The 25852-nt window shown below is 35.9% G+C and carries 23 protein-coding genes; 13 read left to right on the top strand and 10 right to left on the bottom strand.

Features of this window, described 5'->3' with window-relative positions; translation table 11 throughout:
* Window positions 1-138 precede the first annotated feature (138 nt).
* From ACFFIT_RS09585 to ACFFIT_RS09595, 3 genes are all read right to left on the bottom strand, one after another.
* Complete coding sequence (locus ACFFIT_RS09585; RefSeq protein ID WP_385877436.1) at window positions 139-954, bottom strand: symmetrical bis(5'-nucleosyl)-tetraphosphatase; 816 nt, start codon at window positions 952-954, stop codon at window positions 139-141.
* A 26-nt stretch (window positions 955-980) separates the two neighbouring features.
* Window positions 981-1751 carry an ABC transporter permease gene (locus tag ACFFIT_RS09590; RefSeq protein WP_385877437.1) on the bottom strand — a complete coding sequence of 257 codons (771 nt, stop codon included), beginning with the start codon at window positions 1749-1751 and terminating at the stop codon, window positions 981-983.
* Window positions 1752-1849: 98 nt separating this feature from the next.
* Window positions 1850-2764, bottom strand: coding sequence for an ABC transporter ATP-binding protein (locus tag ACFFIT_RS09595; protein ID WP_385877438.1), 915 nt, complete (start codon window positions 2762-2764; stop codon window positions 1850-1852).
* Between the two features lie 268 nt (window positions 2765-3032).
* On the opposite strand from ACFFIT_RS09595, the gene can reads away from it, so the two are divergent.
* The 3 genes from can to ACFFIT_RS09610 all read left to right on the top strand — a co-directional run bounded on the left by can (window position 3033) and on the right by ACFFIT_RS09610 (window position 5326).
* Complete coding sequence (can, locus tag ACFFIT_RS09600; RefSeq protein ID WP_385877439.1) at window positions 3033-3782, top strand: carbonate dehydratase; 750 nt, start codon at window positions 3033-3035, stop codon at window positions 3780-3782.
* A 2-nt stretch (window positions 3783-3784) separates the two neighbouring features.
* Window positions 3785-4273 (top strand): SoxR reducing system RseC family protein, encoded by a 489-nt coding sequence (locus ACFFIT_RS09605; RefSeq protein WP_385877440.1) that lies wholly within the window; start codon window positions 3785-3787, stop codon window positions 4271-4273.
* Between the two features lie 297 nt (window positions 4274-4570).
* On the top strand, window positions 4571-5326 hold the full coding sequence (locus ACFFIT_RS09610) for a MipA/OmpV family protein (protein ID WP_385877441.1): 756 nt from the start codon (window positions 4571-4573) through the stop codon (window positions 5324-5326).
* Window positions 5327-5580: 254 nt separating this feature from the next.
* On the opposite strand, the gene sixA is transcribed toward ACFFIT_RS09610, so the two are convergent.
* The 5 genes from sixA to ACFFIT_RS09635 form a co-directional block, all read right to left on the bottom strand.
* A complete protein-coding gene (gene sixA / locus ACFFIT_RS09615; RefSeq protein ID WP_385877442.1) occupies window positions 5581-6081 on the bottom strand; it encodes a phosphohistidine phosphatase SixA in 501 nt (166 codons plus the stop codon).
* 18 nt (window positions 6082-6099) lie between these two features.
* On the bottom strand, window positions 6100-6846 hold the full coding sequence (locus tag ACFFIT_RS09620; RefSeq protein WP_385877443.1) for an MlaA family lipoprotein: 747 nt from the start codon (window positions 6844-6846) through the stop codon (window positions 6100-6102).
* A gap of 208 nt (window positions 6847-7054) precedes the next feature.
* Window positions 7055-8455: an MATE family efflux transporter gene (locus tag ACFFIT_RS09625; protein WP_385877444.1), complete on the bottom strand. Its 1401-nt coding sequence runs from the start codon at window positions 8453-8455 to the stop codon at window positions 7055-7057.
* A 408-nt stretch (window positions 8456-8863) separates the two neighbouring features.
* A complete protein-coding gene (locus ACFFIT_RS09630; RefSeq protein WP_385877445.1) occupies window positions 8864-10474 on the bottom strand; it encodes a Ppx/GppA phosphatase family protein in 1611 nt (536 codons plus the stop codon).
* A gap of 602 nt (window positions 10475-11076) precedes the next feature.
* Complete coding sequence (locus tag ACFFIT_RS09635) at window positions 11077-12354, bottom strand: citrate synthase (protein ID WP_385877446.1); 1278 nt, start codon at window positions 12352-12354, stop codon at window positions 11077-11079.
* A gap of 777 nt (window positions 12355-13131) precedes the next feature.
* Here ACFFIT_RS09635 and sdhC point away from each other — a divergent pair.
* The 8 genes from sdhC to sucD all read left to right on the top strand — a co-directional run bounded on the left by sdhC (window position 13132) and on the right by sucD (window position 22691).
* Window positions 13132-13536, top strand: a complete 405-nt coding sequence (gene sdhC / locus ACFFIT_RS09640; protein ID WP_385877566.1) for a succinate dehydrogenase cytochrome b556 subunit — start codon at window positions 13132-13134, stop codon at window positions 13534-13536.
* 9 nt (window positions 13537-13545) lie between these two features.
* Window positions 13546-13902 (top strand): succinate dehydrogenase, hydrophobic membrane anchor protein, encoded by a 357-nt coding sequence (gene sdhD / locus ACFFIT_RS09645; RefSeq protein WP_385877447.1) that lies wholly within the window; start codon window positions 13546-13548, stop codon window positions 13900-13902.
* Window positions 13903-15669 (top strand): succinate dehydrogenase flavoprotein subunit, encoded by a 1767-nt coding sequence (gene sdhA, locus ACFFIT_RS09650; RefSeq protein ID WP_385877448.1) that lies wholly within the window; start codon window positions 13903-13905, stop codon window positions 15667-15669.
* Window positions 15670-15691: 22 nt separating this feature from the next.
* Entirely contained in the window at window positions 15692-16408 is a 717-nt protein-coding gene (locus ACFFIT_RS09655) for a succinate dehydrogenase iron-sulfur subunit (protein WP_385877449.1), read from the top strand.
* Window positions 16409-16469: 61 nt separating this feature from the next.
* Window positions 16470-19265: a 2-oxoglutarate dehydrogenase E1 component gene (gene sucA, locus ACFFIT_RS09660; RefSeq protein ID WP_385877450.1), complete on the top strand. Its 2796-nt coding sequence runs from the start codon at window positions 16470-16472 to the stop codon at window positions 19263-19265.
* 80 nt (window positions 19266-19345) lie between these two features.
* Window positions 19346-20533, top strand: a complete 1188-nt coding sequence (sucB, locus tag ACFFIT_RS09665) for a dihydrolipoyllysine-residue succinyltransferase (protein ID WP_385877451.1) — start codon at window positions 19346-19348, stop codon at window positions 20531-20533.
* 106 nt (window positions 20534-20639) lie between these two features.
* Window positions 20640-21800, top strand: a complete 1161-nt coding sequence (sucC, locus tag ACFFIT_RS09670; RefSeq protein ID WP_385877452.1) for an ADP-forming succinate--CoA ligase subunit beta — start codon at window positions 20640-20642, stop codon at window positions 21798-21800.
* Window positions 21801-21815: 15 nt separating this feature from the next.
* Window positions 21816-22691, top strand: a complete 876-nt coding sequence (gene sucD / locus ACFFIT_RS09675; RefSeq protein WP_385877453.1) for a succinate--CoA ligase subunit alpha — start codon at window positions 21816-21818, stop codon at window positions 22689-22691.
* A 176-nt stretch (window positions 22692-22867) separates the two neighbouring features.
* Here sucD and ACFFIT_RS09680 read toward each other — a convergent pair whose 3' ends face one another.
* Complete coding sequence (locus tag ACFFIT_RS09680; RefSeq protein WP_385877454.1) at window positions 22868-23854, bottom strand: helix-turn-helix domain-containing protein; 987 nt, start codon at window positions 23852-23854, stop codon at window positions 22868-22870.
* A gap of 279 nt (window positions 23855-24133) precedes the next feature.
* Here ACFFIT_RS09680 and ACFFIT_RS09685 point away from each other — a divergent pair, with 279 nt between their 5' ends.
* A complete protein-coding gene (locus tag ACFFIT_RS09685; RefSeq protein ID WP_385877455.1) occupies window positions 24134-24661 on the top strand; it encodes a cysteine hydrolase family protein in 528 nt (175 codons plus the stop codon).
* A 153-nt stretch (window positions 24662-24814) separates the two neighbouring features.
* Window positions 24815-25051 (top strand): DUF4282 domain-containing protein, encoded by a 237-nt coding sequence (locus tag ACFFIT_RS09690; RefSeq protein ID WP_385877456.1) that lies wholly within the window; start codon window positions 24815-24817, stop codon window positions 25049-25051.
* 100 nt (window positions 25052-25151) lie between these two features.
* Here the strand turns inward: ACFFIT_RS09690 and thiQ are convergent, their stop codons facing one another.
* Window positions 25152-25802, bottom strand: a complete 651-nt coding sequence (gene thiQ, locus ACFFIT_RS09695; RefSeq protein WP_385877457.1) for a thiamine ABC transporter ATP-binding protein — start codon at window positions 25800-25802, stop codon at window positions 25152-25154.
* Window positions 25803-25852: the final 50 nt, after the last annotated feature.

Here is a 25852-nt window from a genome sequence, read left to right on the forward strand (position 1 = left end):
TTTAACGGCAAAGTTTTAAGATCAACTCAGTAAATAGCGTATACTGTCAATCATAATCAAAGAAGTAAAAAATACATTAAAGGGAACAGTATATTTGAAAAAAGTCTAAAATCTTAGCCATCTGCTAAAATTAGGTGGTTATTTAATTTTAGCAAGCACGCTCATTTTCGTTTTAAGTTCAAAATTAAATAGTGTCAATTCTCCCCCCCAAACACATCCTGTATCTAAAGCAAGAATATTAGGTTCATCAACTTTCCCATTAAGCGCAGCCCAATGGCCAAAGGCCAAAGTATATTCAGCTGGTATTTTTCTTGGTAAAGTAAACCAGGGATACAATCCTGATGGCGCTTCATTTGGTGCATCTTTACACAAAAAATCCAATGCACCTTCCTTTGAGCAATAACGCATACGTGTTAAAACATTTAAAATAAAACGTAGTCGTGGGATACCTTTCAGTTTATCATTCCAACTGTTAGGGGTATCTCCATACATCTGAGCCAATAAGTCTTTGTATTTATCAGACTGTAACACCATTTTTACTTCTTCAGCAGCTGTTAGAAGAGTAGATAAATCCCATTGAGGAGAAACACCTGCATGCGTCATTATTAATTTGAGTTTATGGCAATATTGAACCAATGGTTGTTTCCTCAACCAAAATAAAAGTTCCTCTTTATCTTTTGCCTTTAGCACCTTATCCAATTTGTCCTTAGCTTTATCCCTAACTAATCCTGCATCGATAGCTAATAGATGTAAATCATGGTTTCCGAGTACCATCTTCACACTGTTTTTAAGTTGATATACCTCTCTTAGAACTGATAAAGAATCTTTACCTCTTGCTACAATATCACCTGTTAACCAAATCGTATCTTCTTTTTCATTAAAAGAAGCTTTATCAAGCAATCGCATAAATTCATCATAAGAGCCATGAATATCCCCAATTATTAATGTCGCCACATAAACCTCGCTTATTTAAATAATTGTTAACTTCTCAATCCTTGGCCCTTTTCTATTAATCGCCAATTGATACCATATAGCATAGCAACAAATATCAGTAGGATCCCTACAGAAAGAGAGAATGGGACATCATTAATACCTAAAAAACCATACCTAAAACCACTAACCATGTAGACAATAGGATTAATTTTAGAAACTATTTGCCAAAATTCAGGTAATAGCGTAATTGAATAAAATACACCACCAAGATAAGTGAGTGGTGTCAACACAAATGTAGGTATCAGGCTGATATCATCAAATGTCCTCGCAAAAACAGCGTTCAACAATCCTGCTAATGAGAAAACAATCGATGTAAGTAATAGGGTTATAATCACCATACTCCAAGAGTAGATTTGTAAGGGCACAAAGAATAAAGATACTATAGTAACTAAAGCCCCTATCACAACCGCTCTAGATACTCCGCCTCCTACATAGCCCCAGATGATAATATGCGTAGGAACAGGAGCTACTAGTAATTCTTCAATATTGCGTTGAAACTTCGTGCTATAAAATGAGGAGGCAACATTTGAATACGCATTAGTAATAACAGACATCATAATAAGACCAGGGACGATAAACTGCATATAATCAAAACCGTGCATTTGCCCAACTCTAGCACCGATTAAATTACCAAAAATAATAAAATATAGTGTCATGGTAATCACTGGTGGAACAAGTGTCTGCACCCAAATTCGCATAAAGCGATTAATTTCTTTAATCCATATACTCTTTAATGCAGTGAAATATAATTGAAACATGATTTCCTCTGATTGTTTAATTCTTTGTATTTTTAATATAATGACTGATTTGAATTTTAATTAGTAAAGACACTTAAAATCTCTCATGAGTTTTAATGCTAAGCTTCAAGTTTTGAGGTTAATCCAACAAAAAGTTCTTCTAATCTATTCGCTTTATTGCGCATACTTAGCACTCGGATGTTTTGCTGGTTAAACTGTTCAAAAATACCGTTAAGCCCTTGTTCACGATAGACTTCAATTTCCAGAGTAGTTTCATCTAAAACTTCTGTCTTATAACCTTCAAGGGGTCTTATTAATTTAGCGCTCACATCAAAAATAAAGGTTTCAGATTGCAATTTAGCCAATAATGCTTTCATGCTGGTATTTTCAATCAATTTTCCTGATTGAATGATGCCGATATTTCGACATAACATCTCTGCTTCTTCAAGATAATGAGTCGTTAAGATGATTGTTTTCCCCTCTTTATTCAATTCTTGTAAAAATTGCCACATAGAACGCCTTAATTCAATATCAACCCCTGCAGTTGGTTCATCTAAAATAAGCAATTTAGGATCATGCATTAAAGCCCTAGCTATCATTAAGCGGCGTTTCATACCACCTGAAAGCATTCTTGCCCTATCATTACGTTTTTCCCATAAATCTAATTGCGATAGATATTTTTCAGCTCTTGCAGTCGCCTCTTTTCGATTAACACCATAAAAACCCGCCTGATTAACCACTATTTGAAGTACAGTTTCAAAAGAGTTAAAATTAAATTCTTGTGGTACTAATCCTAATTGTAATTTGGCATGGACTTTTTCTTTCTCAAGATCGTATCCAAAAATTTTAACTTCGCCCTCAGTTTTATTGACAAGTGAAGTTAAAATACCGATTGTTGTGGATTTTCCTGCACCATTCGGGCCTAATAAGGCATAAAAATCGCCTTTTTTTACAGTCAAATCGATACCTTTTAGGGCCTGAACCCCGTTAGAGTAGGTTTTTTTAAGCGATTTAATTTCTATTGCGTACGGCATTTTGACCTCTAAAAAAACAAATATATAAATAATAATATGGGTATTTCAATTAGTAGACAAATTTAATTACACTTCAATGCAATAAATTTCAACACAGATTTATAAAATACGATAAACTGGAGTAATCGTATTTTATAGCTTAACAATAAATAAAAGTGGCTAAAAGACGGTTTAATTTACATCTGTTTTAATTATAATACACCAAAACAAAATAAGCTTAATTAATTAGCATATTTGATAATAATTATATAGATACTTAGGAGCATTGATGGGTTCAAATAATCATAACAAAGATCATCACAATCATATCCAAGGTAATCCTTCATGTTCTTCTTATTGTAATAAAAACCATACGAATGCATGTATTGAAGATATCATAAAAAATAATACCGAATGGGCTGAGAATATTCATAAACACGATCCGGATTTTTTTCAGCGCTTATCACAAAACCAAACACCTAGATTTTTATGGATAGGATGTTCCGATAGCAGAGTTCCAGCAGAAACACTCACTGGTCTTGAACCTGGTGAATTATTTGTGCACAGAAATGTCGCTAATCTTGTTGTTCATACTGATTTAAATTGTCTTTCTGTTGTTCAATATGCAGTAGAAGTGTTAAAAGTAGAACACATTATTGTTTGTGGCCATTATAATTGTGGTGGTATCGTTGCTGCGGTAGAGAACAAAGAACTAGGTTTGATTGATAATTGGTTGCTTAACATAAGAGATTTGTTATTTAAGCATGCTGGATTATTAGGGCATTTATCAAAAGAAAAAAGAATGAATGCCCTTTGTGAGATCAATGTTATTGAACAAGTATATAATCTTGGTCATTCCACAATAATGCAATCTGCTTGGAAATCAGGCCAGAATTTATCTATTCACGGCTGGGTTTATGGACTAGATGATGGTAAAGTCAATGATTTAGAAATAAGTGCAAGAAATCAATCAACATTAGAACAAGCTTATCGACGCGCAATTGCAAAATTAGAAGTACACGCTGACAAAGAGGATTAGTTTTGACTCAATCGATAAAAAATATTGCTCCTAAATCTGAGTGTGAAAACACAATAAGCTCAAGTATTGTTGAAAAAAAGCACTCCGCACAAGTCATCCATACAGCACCAGGTAAAGTTACTTTGAGCATTGAACGAAATGCAAGTTGTTCAGGCTGTCAGCAAGAATATAGCTGCGCACATAGACAGACTGAAAAATTATTAAGTAAAAATATCACTTTAACGTTAGAAAAAAATGAGATGTATACTGTAGGGCAGTATGTTGATATTGAATTAGATGAAAAAATATTACTTAAATCAGCTTTTTTAATCTATTGCATGCCCGTCATTATTATGATTTTGTCGGCATTATTAGTAAATATCGTGACGCCAAATCAAACAATAATATTTATTACTTCTTTGCTATCAATGATTATAAGCCTGTTTGCCATAAAAAAATATTGTCAAGTCTTCGTGCCAAATGTTTTAAAGAAAATTGAAATTAAAAAGTAATTATTTAACAAACCTGACAAGGCCTGTATAATTAAAAACGAATAAAAGACACCTGCAACACCCAATAAGTGTTTATTTAACCGATTTCAAAGGAATTTGTTGATTATTTATTCAGTTCGGGTCACTAATTGTTCCTCAAATAGCACAATTAATTAACATAATTTTATATCGGCATTATCAAATTATTTTTTAAAGTGTTATTATTACTTTATATGATATATTAATTGAATCATATCAGGCTCCTCTAATAAGGATGCCTATAAAAAAATGGATTTTTTAACTACAATGAGGTTATTTATGAAAATAAAAAAGAATACACTGCTAAGCTTATTTGCAGTATCAGGATTAATGGTTATAGGAAGTGTTCAAGCAAATGATGTTACGTTAGGATTAGGGGTTGGATATTCCACTCAACCTTACTTAGGCGTGTCTAATGATGTTATTCCTTTACCAGTGATCAAATTTGAAAATGACCAGTTCTTTTTTAATACAACTAAAGCGGGTTATTTTTTATGGAATGATGGCCAACAAAAAGTTAATGTAAATATTTCTTACCACCCTCAGTCTTTTAAAGGCCGCGATAGCGATAATGTGAATATGCGTGCTCTTGACAGAAGACGTGAAACCGCTATGGTGGGTATTGGATATGACGTCACCGGTGTATTCGGTAAATTGGCAGCAGATGTATCAGGTGATGTACTTAATCGCAGTAATGGGATCATTGCTGATGCCAACTATAGTTACCCAATTACTCATGATTTACTCACTTTGGCTCCTATTGCTGGTATAAAATGGAATAGTGATAAATATAATGATTATTACTATGGAGTTTCAGCAAATGAAGCAAATAGAACTCCTGACTTTAAAGCATATAAATCAAACAGTGGCGTATCACCCTATATGGGCGCAGGCTTAAATTTTAAAATGACAGATAATTGGAATGCTTTTGGTATGGCTCAACATACTTTCTTTAATAAACAAATTAAAGACAGTCCAATGATTTCAAGTTCAGGTCAAACACTTGTTGGCGGTGGATTAAGCTATTCGTTCTAATTAATGAACCTTAAAATAGCATAATATTTTATTATCTTAAAGTCGCAGTAGCCGTAGAAAATGCCTAGCCTTATTTCAAATTAGGATAGGCATTTTTTATATTTCTTAATATCAAATTTTAACTGTTTATCATCTCGTCGTTTTGAAATTTTTTTCTCATCAGCCGTTCAAAAGTCGTCTTAAAATTAATATTATTTTAAATTCCCCATTAAGTACGAGCATATTGCTTAACCTCCAAGAATAGAAATTAAGAGTTACTCTTTAATTAATCCACCATGCCATAGTAGTTCTCCTTGACCCTCATTATTTAAACGAATTCCAGCGATATTTGCGGGTTGGAACATGATAGGAGAGTGCTCATTTGGACATAGTTCTTCAACTAAATAGCCCACAAGTGGAAGATGAGATATTATCATTAAGTTTACTTCATCAAGTGATAAAGGTGGGGTATGTTTATATAAAGAGTCAATAAATTCATAAATACTTTGAACAACCCTTTGCGCACTACCATTCGGTGTAATTGTTTCTAAAATCGTTGCTTCAATTCTAGATTCCATCGCTTGCTGAACTTTTTCCCAAGTCTGTATAGTTCTTAGATATGGACTGACCCAGACATGTGTTGGACATAGATCTTCTTGTGCAAGCCATGCACCTACTTGAGAGGATTGCTCTTCTCCATATGGGCTTAAAGGTCTTGATGAATCAGTGGGTGCTTGGTTAATTGCTTCACCATGACGCATGACTATAATATTCATTATGTTACTCTCAATTTTTTATTCATCAATACTGTCAAGATCTGCTTCTATAGCCTTTAAATCTGGAGAACTTGACGGGCTTGTTTCCCCACGATTGATTAAAAATTCATTTCGTTGGAAATAAGCTTCTCTGACTGTAATATAAGGATCAGCTGAACTTTTTAATAATCCTTCTTGCTCTATAAGTCTAGAACGACCATCTACAGCACTCACAGCAGTCGTTCCTAATAGCCACCAACCAGAAGATACAGCACTCAAAACAGGATAAAGCGTATCAGCAGCATTACCACCTTCTTGAGTAAACGTAAAACTACCAAAAAGAGGAAGTACAACATATGGCCCAGTAGGAACACCATATGATCCTAACGTCGTACCAAAGCGCTGTGGATCAGGGCGTTTTAATTCATCATTAGCCATGCCCGCAACATCTATCAGTCCCCCTAATCCAAGGATAGTGTTCAGTAAAAATCGGTTAAAACTTTTCGCACTCGCTTCTACTTCACCTTGAAGCAAATTATTAACCATATGGGCAGGTTCACTTAAGTTATAAATAAAATTGTTACTACCATCTTTGATTGGATTCGGGACATATTCTTTCCATACGACAGCAACAGGTCTTAACACATAAGGATCAACAACTTCATAATTGAAACTAAACATCACTCTATTAAATCCTTCTAGCGGATCATTTCTTTCACCAGTTTCTTGATTATGAGACGCACAACCAGAGATGAAAACAATTAAACTGATTATAAAAGCCTTCACTTTCACAATATAACCTCTTGATATGGTATTAATAAAATTTAAAATAGGGTGTAAGTCGGGCTCTGTTAGTATTAATAAATAGCTCCTTTTCAGGAATTAAGATTTTCTACTTACACTTGCCTCTACAGTTTAACAGATTATACGCAAATAATATAACCTCTTTTGACACATGTCAGCTCCTTGCAGACTTGTAATTTTGATAAAATCACTAACTTGATTTAGCCAAAACAAATTCATCAGTTTGCTTTTGAAGCCAAACCATCCGGCTCATTAATAAAATTGCTGATGTCGTTAATCCTATGATAAATCCTATCCAAAACCCATTAGGCCCCATTGCAGGCACAAACCAATCAGTCAGTCCTAAAATATATCCACTTGGAAGTCCTATGAGCCAGTAGGAGATAAATGTTGCGTAAAATATGAGTTTAGTGTCTTTGTAACCTCTTAATATACCACTGCCGATTACTTGCACGGCATCGGAAATTTGATAAATTGCAGAAAGCACCAATAGTTGAGTTGCAAGCATAACTACTGGAGTTTCTTGAGTATAAATCCTAACAATCTGCTCATTAAACAATAACGTGATTATCCCAGTACAACTTGCCAATACAACACCCCAAAAAAGACTAACATAAGCACTCATTTTTGCCCTATCAGTTCTTTTTTCACCGAGTGAAAAACCTACTCTAATCGTTGCTGCTGCATTTAGAGATAACGGTAACACAAAGCATAATGAACTGAAGTTCAAAGCCACTAAATGAGCAGCAGTTGGCGCATCTCCCATAGGATAAATCATCAAAGTCACCGCAGTAAATAAAGTGACTTCAAAGAAAATAGCTAAAGCAATAGGTAATCCAATCTTTATCAATTTCATGATGATTTTAAAATCAGGTCCTCTAATGTTTTCAAGAATGTTTATATCTTTTACTCTAAATGAGTTTTTATTATAGATAGCCATTAAAATAAACATTATCCAAAAAGCCGTCGCAGTAGCATAACCACAACCCACTGCACCAAGTGCGGGAAGACCTAATTTTCCGTATATTAAGACATAATTTAGTGGAACATTTATAGATAATCCAATAAATGCAGTAACCATACTGGGTACAGTAATAGATAACGCCTCATTTTGTGCTCTTAGCACAATATAAAATAAATAGCCAGGTACCCCCCATTTAATTGCATCTAAAAAATCAATCGCAATTTGTGCGGTTTTATCATTCCTAAGATGCTCCGGCTTGAACGTCTCTAAATAAAAGATAAGATGGTGGCTATTTGAGAAAAGTATGACTACTACTAACGATAGGAAAAGAGCTAACCAAAAACCTTGCACGGTATTACTAGCCACTTTATGGAGCCTTCCCGCCCCATTTAACTGAGCAATGACTGGCATTAAAGCAAGTAATATGCCTTGTGCCAAAAGAATAATTGGCCACCAAATAGCGTTACCTGCAGCAATCGCTGCAAGATCAGAAGTAGATACTCTACCGGCCATGATAGAATCAACCGCCCCCATTCCTGTTTGAGCCAATTGAGCAAAAATTACTGGTATCGCTAGCTTGAGTAAAATCTTGCTTTCTTTGATTGAAGAAACATTATGTTCTGACACAAAAAATCCTTTTATTTCTTATTTTAACCTATTAATTTAAATGTATTTAAGTCTATTTATTCTCTTAGCATGAGAAGTAAATTAGTCTTTTTTTACAAATACACACAATATTGTAAATTCCATGCAATTCTTTATAAAATGCTGACGTTTCAAAGAGCTATTTTGTGGTTTAATATAACCATGGATGACAAAGGAATGTCAGGGTTCAACCTTGTCAAGGTTTTACTATCCACCATGGATGGGGCTTAAGGAGGAGCCGTTGTGTCAACACTAAGGAATTTAAGGAAGAACAACAATATAGCACAAGGAATGTGAGATATGGATATCGAATATAAAGATTCTAATTATATAAAAAGAATCATAATATACAAGGATGTCATTTCCAAAACCCGGCTTATGCCGGGTTTTTCATTCTTGTTCTTCTTCAATAATCAGTTGCCATCCATCTACATCTTTCCAATATTCTTGCTCTTTTTGTAAATCCAATTCTAATAATGAATTTCTAACTAAATAATCTTTGGGAAAAATAAGTCGCCAATGAAATCCATCTATCTCGACTCTCATACTTTCGGGACGAGTCGTGGACTGTCTTTGATTATTCAGTAGAACACCCAATCGAAATATTTGTAAAAAGGGAAAGTAATGTTTCTTTTTGTAAAGATTAAATCTTGGTAATTCATCTTCTTTGATTGCTCTTCTATGGAATCTCACTAAAGTAGCTAAAAGCAATTGTTGTTCCTGACTGAAACCAGGGAGATCCGAGTATTGAATGATATAAGCAGAGTGTTTGTGCATACTCGATTGATTGATACTCAGCCCAACCTCGTGAAGAATTACAGCCCAGTTTAAAATTGAATCGATCCCTTTTTTATCGGTATTTTGAGTTTGCTCTCTCCAGACCCTAGATAAAGCCTGGACAGTTTCAAGTACTCTTGCAACTTGATTACGATCAATTGCATAGTGTTCGGCAAAACTCTCAGCAGTTCTGACACGGATATCTTCATGCCTAAAGACTCCTTCCATTTCATAAAGAATACCTTCCCTTAAGGCACTATCTGCATATCTCATTGATTGAATATTCAATGATTTAAACACCCCAATTAAAATAGCCAATCCTGGTAATAAAACTTTTTTTCGCTCATCTGATAAATCAGGGAAACTGATATCATTAATCGATTTAAATTGAATAAGAATATTTGATAGATAAAGTAATTTATCTAGCGTAATAAGTCCATCAAAATCCCCGAGAATCATTAATATTTGATGTACAGACTTAATTGTTCCAGAAGTGCCTAAAGCATTTTCCCAGCCAATTCGATGGTAGCGCCAAGCAATAGAATCAATCTGTTGTTGCGCCATGATGACTGCTTTATCGAATATTTTCGCATTAATTTTATCCGTTTCAAAAAAACGATTATAGAAACTGACACAACCAATATTAACGCTTTCTAAGGTTAATGGAGAAAACCCTTCACCGATAATAATTTCAGTAGAACCGCCACCAATATCAACGACCAATTTTTTCCCTTTCTCTGGCTGGGTATGTGCAACACCCATATAAATAAGTCTTGCTTCTTCATGACCTGAAATAACTTCGATAGGATAAGGAAAAACAGCTTGAGCGAGTTCTAAAAAATCAGTTGCGTTACTTGCCGCCCTGAGTGAGTAGCTTGCAATTACTCTAACCCTGGAAGTATCAAAACCATCAAGTCTCTCAGCAAACAGTGCTAAGCACGATAGTGCCCTATCGATAGACGGTCGAGATAGTTCTCCTGCGTCACTCATACCATCAATTAATTGGACTCTTTGTTTTAACCTAGCTAAAACTTGAAATGAGCCATTGACAATTCTAGCAACTATCATGTGGAAACTATTTGAACCTAAATCGATAGCAGCAACTTCAAAATGAGGTTCAGTGGCTAAATCGTCACCTTGGACATTCAACGGATTAACTACAGATAAAGGTGAAACTGGGGCAATTGAGCTGAGTTGTTCATTGGATTTATTTGCGGTATCCATATTATTTACCATTTAAAAACTCACTAGATATCCTAGAATCATAAAATAAAATATGATTTAGGGACTTTAGGTTATTATACACAGGAAAAGCAAAGAGATCACTTTTAGTAAGATAAGATTAATCTACTAACTTGGGAGCAAGTTAATACTTGACTTTTAGCTCATCTTATTTTTGAAAAATAATCATTGCGAAGAGATAATTGTGATACTTTTAATTATTTTACATTTGATAAAAATCATTATTTTATAATAACATTCGACACTTTACATAAACTTTGAATCAAAAAAATTTCAGCCTAATTTATTTATCAAGCAATTCATTTTAAAGCCTGTTCTGTTTGAGAGTACATACGTCAAAAATAACTTCTATCTTTACAATTTTCACCCTTAAACCTCAAATTTATTGCATAGAAATTACTTAACCTTCTAAATAAAAAATTTTGCAATTACATCAGGGGTACCCAATAGAATAAACTCAGTAAATTAGAATATTCTAGGTTTGAAGAACGCATTACATTAAATTGGATAAATAACAGCCATAAAAAAGGCTTAAGAATTTTAAACCTTAAGCCCCATAATATGAATAATATTTAATTAATCAATTATAATTTACTTTTGAAATCTCTTTGTGTATAGCCGGTGTATAACTGACGTGGACGAGCTATTTTCATTCCTTCTTCGTGCATTTCAATCCAATGTGAAATCCAACCAATTGTCCTTGAAATAGCAAAAATAACAGTAAACATTGATGCGGGTATATTCATCGCTTTTAGAATAATTCCTGAATAGAAATCTACATTAGGATACAGTTTACGCTCGATGAAGTAAGGATCATTCAATGCAATGCGTTCTAATTCCATCGCCACTTCTAATAAATCATCATGAATACCTAATTCATTCAATACCTCATGACATGTTTCACGCATCACTGTGGCACGAGGATCATAGTTTTTGTACACGCGATGGCCAAAGCCCATTAAGCGGAATGAGTCATTTTTGTCTTTTGCTCTAGCAATATACTCAGGAATATGATCAACAGTTTTGATTTCTTCAAGCATTTTTAAACATGCTTCATTTGCACCGCCATGCGCAGGTCCCCACAAGGAAGCTATTCCAGCTGCGATACAAGCGAAAGGATTTGCGCCAGAAGAACCCGCAGTTCTGACAGTAGAGGTTGACGCATTTTGTTCATGATCTGCATGTAATATCATGATTCTGTCCATAGCTCGTTCAAGAACAGGATTAACTACGTAATCATCAGCAGGTGTAGCGAACATCATATGTAAAAAATTGCCCGCATATGATAATTTGTTTTTGGGTTGCATGAAAGGCTGACCAATTGAATACTTATAGCACATAGCAGCTACTGTTGGCATTTTTGAAAGTAAGCGATAGGCAGTTAAACGACGGTGTTCAGGGTTATCAACATCAAGCCCTTGATGGTAAAATGCTGCAAGAGCACCAGTTACACCACATAAAACAGCCATAGGATGTGAGTCTCGTCTAAATCCATTAAATAAACGATGAATTTGCTGATGGACCATTGTGTGTGTTCTTATATCGTGTTCAAATTTAGAATACTCATCCTTGGTGGGAGCTTCACCATTTAATAAAATATAACACACTTCTAAGAAATTGGATTCTTTGGCTAATTGTTCAATTGGAAATCCACGATGTAATAAAATACCTTCATCACCATCAATGTAAGTTATTTTAGACTCACATGAAGCGGTAGAGGTAAAACCAGGATCGAAAGTAAAGTAACCAGTACTCCCTAATTTGCTCACATCAATTACTTGATTCCCTATACTGGGAGTAAGTAAACTAAGGTCTAATTCTTTGACATCACCAATTTTTACAGAAACTTTATTGTCACTCATTTGTTGCTCCTTAAGCTTATCTCTCTCATCAATGGTTGTAGCATCGTCATATTCGATTGTCTAAAAATTACATCTAATTTAAATAAAAGATCTTAAGTCCTTAAAAATATTCAGCCTAGCTATCAAGCTAATCTAGTTATTTGTTCAGAAACATATTTTTTTGTTATTGGATTGTGGGGATTTTTTATTATCAATAATCAAATAAGAATAGCTTTATAGCACAATTCGTTAAAAAAGTTAAATCTCCTTGAACAAGTCGTAAAATTAACGCTATATACATCACATTTTGAACAAAAAAGTCGTTGCATCAAATACAAAGAAGTTCATTTTTATTACATATATACGTAAAGATGTTACTTAAAAACATTAGATTAAGTCAATCATTCAAAATTTGCACTAAGCAATAGAATAGATTGATTATTGAAACAATCAAAAGTCTATATAACACAATAAAGGATAGGAATAATATAGCTACAACAAACTTTACCTTACATTATCTGATGATGCCAAAATTAATTAAAAAAGTGATTAAAAATATTTAATTAGCTTACATTTTGTTTTTAAATTGTGATTTATATCACTGATTGACATGAAAGAAGCCAAGTTTCATAGCACTTTAATTGTATTAAATTGTATAAAATCTTATACTTTAATGGTGAGTTTAATTTTAGATTAGCCGATATACGTGTTAAAATATTTTGTAGCAGTAATCTTTAGGGTATTTAGTGGCAATTATTGTTTATTTGCCTTGGGGTAACAGTTTTAATCTGTTGATTTATAGTAAGTTTAATGGTAGGTGAAATTTTGAAACGTACACGTCCAGTCAATCTTGATTTAAAAACAATTCATTTCCCGATCACCGCAATTGCTTCGATTTTACATCGAGTCTCTGGGGTAATGCTTTTTGTCGGTATCGCAATATTACTTTATTTATTAGGGGTATCGCTAGACGGAGAAACCGGATTTTTAAAAGCAGTCTCTCTTGCAGATAATATTTTTATTAAATTCATCCTATGGGGCATATTAACAGCTTTTGCTTATCACGCAATTGGTGGTTTTCGTCATATACTGATGGATTTTGGGGTGATTAAAGAAACGCTAGAATCTGGAACCAAAACTGCCAAAATCAGTTTTATTATTACCGGTATTCTTTCTGTGTTAGCACTCATTTTAGTTTGGTAAGGAGCCATTGTGAACACAAAAGTCATTAAACACGCAGGTGCACTTGGAAAAAAAGGAATCTTAGATTGGGTTCTCCTTCGAGCGACTGCACTCATCATCTCTTTTTACGCAATATACGTTGTTTCCTTTTTAGTATTTGCTGACATCAATTATGAAAGTTGGACTCGTTTTTTTACTTCTCCAACCACTAAAGTATTCACACTTATCACCTTGGTCTGTATACTTTGTCATGCTTGGATTGGTTTATGGCAGGTAATCACTGACTATATTAAGCCTTTTGCGCTTAAATTTTTATTACAAGTTATTGTAATTTTTGTCCTTGCTTCTTATGTATTGTACGGTGTTACCGTGCTTTGGAGTGTTTAAATGCAACTTCCTATTAAAGAATTCGATGCTGTTGTTATTGGTGCCGGTGGTGCAGGAATGCGCGCTGCATTACAAATTTCACAAAATGGCTTTTCATGTGCCTTAATTTCTAAAGTATTCCCGACTCGTTCTCATACTGTATCTGCTCAAGGTGGAATCACCGTAGCACTTGGTAATTCTCATGAGGACGATTGGCAATGGCATATGTATGACACGGTTAAAGGTTCTGACTATATTGGTGATCAAGATGCCATCGAATATATGTGTAATACAGGCCCTGAAGCCATATTGGAATTAGAACATATGGGCTTGCCATTCTCTAGACTAGAAGATGGCAGAATTTATCAACGTCCTTTTGGCGGTCAGTCTAAAAATTTTGGTGGTGAGCAAGCGGCAAGAACTGCTGCTGCTGCAGATAGAACAGGTCATGCCCTTTTGCATACGTTGTACCAACAAAATATTAAAAACAAAACAAATATTTTTTCCGAGTGGTACTCTCTTGATCTCGTAAAAAATCAAGATGGAGCAATTGTTGGCTGTACCGCACTTTGCATTGAAACCGGTGAGATTGTTTATTTTAAATCAAAAGTTACTATTCTCGCGACTGGTGGTGCTGGCCGTATTTATCAATCAACGACTAATGCACACATCAATACCGGTGATGGTGTTGGTATGGCATTAAGAGCTGGTGTACCAGTTCAAGACATGGAAATGTGGCAATTTCACCCAACAGGAATAGCTGGAGCAGGTGTCCTTGTAACAGAAGGTTGCCGTGGTGAAGGTGGTTACCTGTTAAATAACCAAGGTGAACGTTTCATGGAACGCTACGCACCTAATGCTAAAGATCTTGCTGGCCGAGATGTGGTTGCTCGTTCAATTATGATTGAAATTCGTGAAGGTCGAGGTTGTGATGGCCCATGGGGACCACATGCAAAATTAAAACTTGACCATTTAGGTAAAGATGTTCTTGAATCACGCCTACCAGGTATACTTGAACTATCTAGAACTTTCGCACACGTAGACCCTGTAAAAGAGCCTATCCCTGTCATTCCGACTTGCCATTACATGATGGGTGGTATACCAACCAAAGTTTCAGGTCAAGCGATTCGTGTTAATGCTAAAGGCGAAGATGAAATCATTCCTGGATTATTTGCTGTTGGTGAAATTGCTTGTGTATCTGTCCATGGTGCAAATCGTTTAGGTGGCAATTCACTTTTGGATCTTGTAGTGTTTGGACGCGCAGCTGGACTTCATCTTGCCGAATCAATTAAAGAACAAGGTGAACTTCGCGCGGCAAGTGAATCTGATATTGAAGCATCACTGACTCGTATCAATCGCTGGGAAAATACTAAAACAGGTGAAGATCCGGTTCAAATTAGAAAAGATCTCCAGTCTTGCATGCAAAACAACTTCTCTGTTTTCAGAGAAGGCGAAGCAATGGCTCAAGGACTCGAAGAATTAAAAACCATACGTGAGCGCCTAGCAAATGCCAAACTTGATGATAATTCAAAAGAATTTAATACTCAACGTATTGAATGCTTAGAACTAGATAACCTAATGGCTACAGCAATCGCTACTGCATATTCAGCAAATTATAGAACGGAAAGTCGTGGTGCTCATAGCCGATTTGACTATCCTGAGCGTGATGATGCAAATTGGTTATGCCACTCATTATTTAAACCAGAAACTGAAGAAATGACACGACGAGAAGTCAACATGCAGCCTAAATTGCGTGAAGCATTTCCTCCTAAAGTTCGCTCTTACTAATTGATTATTTAGGAAATAACAGATGAAAATTCAATTTTCTATATACCGATACAATCCAGATGTTGATAAAAAACCTCGTATGCAAGACTACAGCCTTGAAGTGCCTGAAGGTCGTGACATGATGGTGTTAGATGCTCTTATTTTGCTAAAAGAGCAAGACCCAAGTCTCTCTTTTAGACGCTCATGCCGAGAAGGTGTTTGTGGTTCAGATGGTGTCAATATGAATGGTAAAAATGGATTGGCTTGTGTCACTCCACTCTCATCCCTACAAAAAACTGGCAAACCAATCGTCATAAGGCCACTACCAGGTTTACCTGTTGTACGTGATCTTATTGTAGATATGGCCCAGTTTTATACTCAGTATGAAAAAATAAAACCTTATATCATCACTGATGGCGCTCAAGCGCCTGAACGTGAGTACCTTCAATCACCAGAGGAAAGAGAGAAACTTGACGGGTTATACGAATGCATCATGTGTGCTTGTTGTTCAACATCTTGTCCTTCTTTTTGGTGGAACCCCGATAAATTTATCGGTCCTGCTGGCTTACTCGCAGCTTATCGTTTTTTGATAGATAGCCGCGATACACAAACGCAAAGCCGTTTAGAGGGCTTAGACGATGCATTTAGTGTATTCAGATGCCATGGAATAATGAACTGCGTTAGCGTTTGTCCAAAAGGGCTGAATCCGACACAAGCCATCGGACAGATAAAATCGATGCTATTATCTAAAAGCGCGTAATTCAACTGGCTTAGTTAAGACTAAGCCTTTTTTAATTGACTATCTTAGGGAATCGTTTGCTATGCAAAACAACTTGATGAAAGATTGGCTAGATAACTCCTACCTTGCAGGTGCAAACCAAGGGTATATTGAAGACTTATATGAATCTTATTTAGAAGACCCAAATTCTGTTGAAACCAGCTGGAGACAAATATTTGAGTCCATTCCAAATTCAGGTAAAACTGAAGTAGCGCATTCAGCGCTAAGAGACTATTTTAGAGAAGCAGCTAAAAAACCTCTGTCCGCTCTTGCATCAGGCTCAACCAACAGTGAATCCGCTGCAAAACAGATTCGTGTCATGGAACTTATCGATGCATTTAGAATTCGTGGTCATCAAGCGGCTAGCTTAGATCCTTTAGGATTATGGGAAAGACCGGAAGTCAATGAATTATCATTAGCGTATCATCAACTATCAGAAAACGATCTTGAAACTTCATTTAATGTGGGAACTTTTGCCTCTGGTAAAGAAAGCATGAAATTGAAAGATATTTATGCTGCTTTAAAAGGCACTTATTGTCAAAACATTGGCGCTGAATATATGTATTTAACCAGCACTGAAGAAAAGCGCTGGATTCAGCAGCGCCTCGAATCTGTCAATGGACAACCTAGCTTTTCTGCGGAAGAGAAAAAACGTTTTCTAAATGAATTAACTGCAGCGGATGGTTTAGAGCGCTACTTAGGTGCTAAATTTCCTGGAGCAAAACGTTTTTCTCTTGAAGGGGGGGATGCGTTAATCCCTATGCTAAAGGAGATCATTCGCCATGGCGGCAACCAAGGTGTAAGAGAAGTTGTTTTAGGTATGGCGCATCGTGGTCGCTTAAATGTTTTGGTAAATGTTCTAGGTAAAAGACCTGCAGAACTATTTGATGAATTTGCTGGTAAACACGATCACCACTTAGGGACGGGCGATGTAAAATACCACCAAGGTTTCTCATCAGACTTCTTTACTAATGGCGGAAATGTCCATTTAGCACTGGCATTTAACCCTTCACATCTAGAAATTGTGAGTCCAGTCGTAATGGGTTCTGTGCGCGCCAGACGTGACAGACTGCCCGCAGGATCTAACGTACTTCCTATCACTATCCATGGTGACTCTGCAGTTGCGGGGCAAGGTGTTGTACAAGAAACATTAAATATGTCACAAGCCAGAGGATATGAAGTCGGTGGTACTGTACGTATTGTTATCAATAACCAAATTGGTTTTACAACATCAAATCCACAAGATACTCGTTCAACAGAATACTGCACAGACATAGCCAAAATGGTCCAAGCGCCAATTTTCCATGTTAATGCAGATGATCCAGAAGCCGTTATTTTTGTATCAAAACTCGCTCTAGATTTTAGAAACACCTTCAAAAAAGATGTGATGATAGATTTAGTTTGTTACCGTCGTCATGGCCATAATGAAGCCGATGAACCTAATGCAACACAACCTATAATGTATCAAAAAATAAAGAAACATCCTACACCAAGACAAGTCTATGCTGATACATTGATTGCTAGAAATGAAATTAACCATGAATTAGCAAATCAAATGGCTAATGAGTATAGAGATGCATTAGATAAAGGCGATTGTGTTGTAGCTGAATGGCGTCCTATGGCTGCCCTGCCTGTCTCTTGGCAATCTTACTTAAATCGTGATTGGGATGAGGCGTATGCAAGCAAAGTAGAAATTACTCGCCTACAGGATTTAGCTAAACGTATTAGCGAAATTCCAACTCACATCACAGCACACCCCCGTGTAGCTAAAATCTATCAAGATCGAGCAGAAATGGCTGCAGGCACAAAACCATTTGATTGGGGCGCAGCTGAAACTTTAGCGTATGCCACTTTGGTAGATGAGCATATTCCTGTGCGAATTTCAGGTGAAGATGCTGGTCGTGGTACATTTTTCCACCGCCATGCAGTTATCCACAGCCAGACTGATGGGGATGCGTACATCCCTCTTAAAAATGTTCATAACACGCAGGGTGTTTTTAATGTGTGGGATTCTGTATTATCAGAAGAAGCAGTACTTGCTTTTGAATACGGTTATTCAACTGCTGAACCAAGAGTACTTAATATTTGGGAAGCACAATTTGGTGATTTTGCGAATGGTGCCCAAGTGGTAATCGATCAATTTATCAGTTCTGGCGAACAAAAATGGGGCCGTTTGTGTGGTCTAGTCATGCTTTTACCACATGGTTATGAAGGTCAAGGCCCTGAGCATTCTTCTGCAAGGTTAGAACGCTATTTACAGCTATGTGCTGAACAAAACATGCAAGTATGTATTCCTTCTACCCCTGCTCAAGTTTATCACATGTTACGTAGACAGATGCTTCGTCCAATGAGAAGACCGCTTGTGGTCATGTCTCCTAAATCACTACTAAGACATCCTCTTGCGACTTCTTCGTTAGAAGAACTCGCGAATGGTACGTTCCAAAATGTCATTGATGAAATTGACACAATCAATGCTAAAGATGTGTCTCGAGTGATTTTATGCTCTGGAAAAGTTTACTACGATTTGCTTGAAAAACGCCGTGAGGATAAATTAAATCATGTTGCAATTGTTCGCATAGAACAACTCTACCCTTTCCCTCGTAAAGAATTACAGGGGATATTAAGTAAATATCAACATGTAAAAGATTGGATTTGGTGTCAAGAAGAGCCACTTAACCAAGGTGCATGGTATTGCTCACAACATAATTTCAGAGAAGCAATTCCTGAAGGTGCTTCATTGCGTTATGCGGGTAGACCAGCATCGGCTTCTCCAGCAGTCGGTTATACGTCTGTTCACCAAGAGCAGCAGACGGCTCTTGTCACAGATGCATTAAATTAATCATTATGATGTTTAGACTTAACTCTAAACATCAAAGAAAGAATAATAACCATTTATATCTATAATGAAAGGATCAAATTATGAGCAACTATGACATACTCGTCCCCGTTCTACCTGAATCCGTTGCTGATGCAACTATTGCCACCTGGCATAAAAAAGTGGGCGATACCGTCAATCGTGATGAAGTAATTGTTGAAATAGAAACAGATAAAGTTGTTTTAGAAGTGCCGGCTCAAGACAGTGGTGTTATTGAATCTATCAGTGCTGAAGAAGGTGCAACAGTGTTAGGTCAGCAAGTGATTGGACGCGTTAAAATAGGCACTGTTTCTGCAGCGCCTATTGCAACTGCACCACAACCTCAGGCTTTTGAATCACTGAATGATGACTCAACACATGATGCCTTGAGTCCAAGTGTCCGTCGTCTAATTGCCGAGCATAATCTTGATGTATCAGGTATTAAAGGGACAGGTGTTGATAATAGACTCACTAAAGAAGATGTTGAAAAACATTTAGCTAAGCAAAAAACAGGTAATAAAGCAGCTGAAATTGAACCGATTACAGCAGGGTTAAGGGAAGAGAAACGTGTTCCTATGACTCGTTTACGTAAACGTATCGCAGAACGCTTACTAGAGGCTAAAAACAGTACTGCAATGCTGACGACATTTAATGAAGTCAATATGAAACCTATTATGGCACTGCGCAAACAGTACGGAGAAGCTTTTGAAAAACGTCATGGTGTCAGATTAGGCTTCATGTCATTTTACGTCAAAGCTGTTGTTGAAGCACTTAAACGCTATCCAGAAGTCAATGCCTCAATTGATGGTGATGATGTAATTTACCGTAACTTTTTTGATATAAGCATCGCAGTATCTACCCCTAGAGGTTTAGTCACTCCTGTATTAAGAAATGCTGAACTTTTAGGTATGGCGGACATTGAAAAAGGAATCAAAGCATTAGCCGTCAAAGGCCAAGATGGTAAATTAACCGTTGAAGAACTTACTGGCGGTAATTTTACAATAACAAACGGTGGTGTTTTTGGTTCATTGATGTCAACACCTATCATCAACCCACCACAAAGTGCTATCTTAGGGATGCATGCAATCAAAGATAGGCCGATGGCAGTGAATGGCCAAGTTGAAATTTTGCCGATGATGTACCTAGCACTTTCTTACGATCATAGAATTATCGATGGACGTGAATCCGTAGGTTTCTTAGTTACTGTTAAAGAGTTACTAGAAGATCCAACACGTTTGATGTTAGATGTTTAAATTAAGACGTTTTCCATGAAGTGTGCTATTTATTAGCACATTTTATTTTAGATTTTGTGGTAACGAATACCATAAATTTTTCTCACTCAATTAAGGAATATACAGAATGAACTTACACGAGTATCAAGCAAAACAATTATTCGCAAGCTACGGCATGCCTGTTCCAGTAGGTTATGCATGCTCTTCACCAAAAGAAGCTGAAGAAGCAGCGTCAAAAATTGGTGGTAACCACTGGGTAGTCAAATGCCAAGTTCACGCAGGTGGACGTGGTAAAGCGGGTGGTGTTCGCTTAGTAAAATCTAAAGAAGAAATTAGAAGTTTTGCTGAAGAGTGGTTAGGCAAAAACCTGATCACTTACCAAACTGATGCTAATGGTCAACCAGTTAACCAAATCCTTGTTGAGAATGCGACTGATATTGCTAAAGAGCTTTACCTTGGTGCTGTAGTAGATAGAGCGACACGTCGTGTTGTATTCATGGCTTCAACAGAAGGTGGTGTTGAAATCGAAAAAGTTGCCGAAGAAACGCCTCACCTAATTCACAAAATGGTTATAGATCCACTAACTGGACCACAGCCATACCAAGGCCGTGAATTAGCATTTAAGTTAGGATTAAACCCAAAACAAGTGACACAATTTAGCAAAATTTTCATGGGATTAGCCAATTTGTTCATCGAATGTGATTTAGCACTAGTTGAAATAAACCCGCTAGTTATTACTACCGCTGACGATTTAATTTGTTTAGATGGTAAATTAGCTGCTGATGGCAATGCTTTATATCGTCAAGCTCAATTAAGAGAAATGCGTGATCCTTCTCAAGAAGATGCGCGTGAGTCACGTGCCGCTCAATGGGAGCTTAACTATGTTGCTCTCGACGGTAATATAGGCTGTATGGTTAACGGTGCTGGTCTTGCTATGGGGACAATGGACATTGTAAAACTTCATGGTGGTGAGCCCGCTAACTTCTTAGATGTGGGTGGTGGTGCTACTAAAGAACGTGTTACAGAAGCATTTAAAATAATTTTATCTGATGAGAATGTTAAAGCTGTTCTAGTAAACATTTTTGGTGGTATTGTTCGTTGCGATCTTATTGCTGATGGTATCATCGGTGCAGTAGAAGAAGTCGGTGTGTCAGTTCCTGTAGTTGTTCGTCTTGAAGGTAATAACGCTGAACTGGGTGCTAAAAAACTCGCTGATAGTGGATTAAATATTATTGCCGCAACCAGTTTAACTGATGCCGCGAAACAAGTTGTTAATGCTGCAAAATAATCATAGGAGCTTTAGATGTCAATTTTAATAAACAAAGATACCAAAGTCATTTGCCAGGGTTTTACTGGTAGTCAAGGAACATTCCACTCAGAGCAAGCCATAGCTTATGGAACTAAAATGGTAGGTGGCGTCACCCCAGGTAAAGGTGGTACTACACATTTAGGTCTTCCTGTATTTAATACCGTGCGTGAAGCAGTAGAAAAAACAGGTGCTACAGCTTCCGTTATCTATGTCCCTGCCCCTTTTTGTAAAGACTCTATTTTAGAAGCTATTGATGCAGGAATTGAACTTATTGTTTGTATCACTGAAGGCATACCAACATTAGATATGCTTATTGTCAAGGAAAAGGTCGCACAATCTGGTGTAAGAATGATAGGCCCTAACTGCCCAGGTGTCATCACTCCAGGAGAATGTAAAATAGGGATCATGCCAGGTCATATTCATCTAGCAGGAAAAGTGGGTATCGTTTCTCGTTCTGGTACATTAACTTATGAAGCTGTAAAACAAACAACTGACATTGGCTTAGGTCAATCAACTTGTGTGGGTATTGGTGGCGATCCTATCCCTGGTTCAAACTTTATTGATATCCTTGCAATGTTTGAAAAAGATCCCCAAACAGAAGTTATCGTAATGATAGGTGAAATCGGTGGCAGTGCTGAGGAAGAAGCTGCTGCATTCATAAAAGCTAATGTTACAAAACCTGTTGTTGGTTATATTGCGGGAGTAACTGCACCTAAAGGTAAGCGTATGGGACATGCTGGTGCAATTATTGCAGGCGGAAAAGGTACAGCAGATGAAAAATTTGCTGCTCTTGAAGCTGCTGGTGTAAAAACTGTTCGTAGCCTTGCTGATATAGGTGATGCAGTACTCGCTGTTCATAAGAAAAAATAGCAATATACTAAATAAAGTCTACTTTTTAAAGCCTCTTTTAGAGGCTTTTTTTTAAAACACGTGTCAGCAAAAAAAGAGATATTTTATCTAATAAATTATGCGAATAGAAATAAAATACCATAAATATATCGAAAATTTATTGCCTCTTTAATAGCTTAATACCGTTATAAGTTATATTACATAATGTTTAAAACAGAGTGTTTACGCCGAAATTCAAGTGGTGTCAGCTTAAGATGCTTCTTAAATAACATATTAGCAGAATTAACATTCTTATATCCTAGCGTGTAAGCAATTGAGCTAAATGGAAGGTCAGTTTCAATAAGCTGAGTACACATGGCTTGGATTTTAATCTTAAGACAGTAATTATTTAAGCTAATTGACCAAAATTTTCGAAAATATCTGTCTAACGTTTTAGGATGAAATCCAAAATCAGCTGCAATTTTTGCTTTAGAAAGAATAACGCCTTGCTTATCATGAATAAATTGTTGTATTTTTGCAATTCTTGATTCTGTAGATATCAGCGTGGGGTGAAAATAAACAAATATATTTGTGCAAGTACGAATATCAATAAATTCTAATTCAATATTGAGTATACCAGCAATATAGTTAACCTGATTTTTATCTATGAATTCTTGCAAAATGGAAATTAACAAATATTTCCACCCAAAGTATCCCCCAGAAGTAATAATATTTCCATCCTTGACAATAGCTTTATTTTCTTCAAGATAAATAGATGAAAATTGGTCTTTGAACATTGCATAAAAACTGGCATGAGTTGCTACCTTCGCAGGCGGGCTTAACAGTCCTCTACACAGTAAAATAACACCTGCGCATGCTGCAGTAATGAGCGCATTTTGTTCCGAGGCTCTATTAATCGCTTGAAATAAATTCGTATCAATTTGGGATAGCCATTCATGGATATCATCAAAAGAGTTGATATGATCTGCTGTAAAAGGAGGGATCATAACTACCTGCCTTTCAGAGCAAGTGTTTACAGAGTTGCTAAGATAGTTATCTAATTCATCATCTGCAACCAAATTCAAATTCACTTTAATTAAATCCAGTGAATTAATTATCTGAACTGATTCAAATAGCCCTTCTATTGCAGCTTTAGAAGTGCCCGTTGAATTAAGGCATATAATATTAATAATAGATTTTTTCAATACAACTCCATTAACTTGTTATGAAAATAGCTAGATTAATTTAATTTTCATCACTTGATGAATTCCATTACACGATCCAAAAAACTACTGAAACTACAACTACAGGTACAAGTACAAGTATAACTAGCAAATTAATTGTGCGGTACGTTCAGGATCATTAATAGAGTATTTTGTCCATTTAAGAGATAAATCTGTCTTTATAAGTTATATCTAGATGCCTGGATCAAAGTTAAAATAGGCGTATATATTTTAATTATTATACATATACAGGAGATTATCGTGGAACATAATTCAGCTATTTTACTCATTGACTTTCAAAATGACTACTTACCATCTGGTGCATTTGAACTAGAAAATACAGATGAAGTAATTAAAAATACTCTTCAAATTATTGAATATACAAAGAAAAAACAAATTCCTATTTTTCATATTCAACATATTGCAGATCCTAATTTAGGATTAGCCCCTTTTTTTAATATAGATACCCCAGGTGTAGAAATCATAAATGTGATTATGAAAGCAGCCCCAGATAGTCAAATTATCGTTAAACACTACGCTGATAGTTTTGAACAAACGTCATTAGATGATCATTTAAAACAATTAGGAATAAGGGAACTTTATCTCGCAGGTATGATGACACAAAATTGTGTTACTCATACCGCCCTGTCTTTAAAAGCAATAGAGTACAAAATTAACGTGATCAGCGATGCTTGCACAACTGTGAATTTTTTGCTGCATCAAATAGCCTTACATGCCTTAAGCAGTAGAGTAAATATCACTGATTCGGCAACCTTTTTAGCAAAATAGTTTAAATCTTTTAAACATCGAACTTAATTTTGTAAATGCAACAATGTAAAGCTTGCTTTTTTTTACACTTTGCATTAGATTGCTGACGCTTTATCGACTAGTAGGCGATCAAAGAAATAACATATAAATATTATTACCAATTAAGGATTTTCAATGAAAGATTTTTTGTTTTTTAATAAACTAATTACCCCATCAGTTATCACAGCAATCTATATTATTGCAAGCGTTTTAGTCATTCTTGGGGGAATTTTTGTAATGTTTACTGGTGAGTTTTTTAAAGGCTTATTAGGTACATTAGGTGGTTTATTCATGGTAAGAATGTACTGTGAATTAATTATTGTAATGTTTAAAAATAATGAACATTTACGCAAAATTGCCAATAAAGAATAAGTAATTTTCTTTAGCAAAATATTCTATAATAACGATAACACTAATTATTATCGTTATTATAGAGCTTATCTTTTCATCTTCATTTAATTTTCCCTTAAGTTCACAGTAATTCATCAGATACTATATTCCCTTCCTTTATTTGAATAACTCTATCTGCAAAAGCTTTAATATCCTCGTCATTGTGTGTTACCATCAATGTAGTTAAGTTATTTTCACGATGTATGCTTACTAGAAGTGATAGCATCTCAAATCTTAACTCTGAATCTAAGGCACTGAACGGCTCATCTAACAATAATATTGGTTTTTTACGTAATAGTGATCTAGCTAAGGCTACTCGTTGTTGCTGCCCACCTGAAAGCTGCTCCGGTATTCTATTTAAAAGATCTACAAGTTGCATTTTTTCTGCTAACGCCAGTAATGTATTCCTTTCATCACTAGTGAGTCTAAGTGTTGGCTTTATTCCAATGGCTATATTTTCAAATACAGATAAGTGCTCAATTAAATTGTTCGATTGAAACAGCATAGAGACTGGACGTTCACCAGGTAAGCTAAAAGTATGGTTTGCTCCCTCTAAATAGAGAGAGCCTTCTTCCTTACTTACATTAGTGTTTAATTCAATAAACCCAGCGATAATATTTAATAGTGTACTTTTACCTGCGCCACTCGGACCTATAATAGCTACTCGCTGTTGAGGTGAAACAGTTAAATCAAACTTGCAATAAGGCATTTTTACTTGGGTGAGTTTTATCATCTGATAACTTTTTTGTTAAATTTGTTTTTTTAGCTTAAATAACTTATAGA

It is taken from the genome of Thorsellia kenyensis, from assembly GCF_042432445.1.
GTDB lineage: Bacteria > Pseudomonadota > Gammaproteobacteria > Enterobacterales > Thorselliaceae > Thorsellia > Thorsellia kenyensis.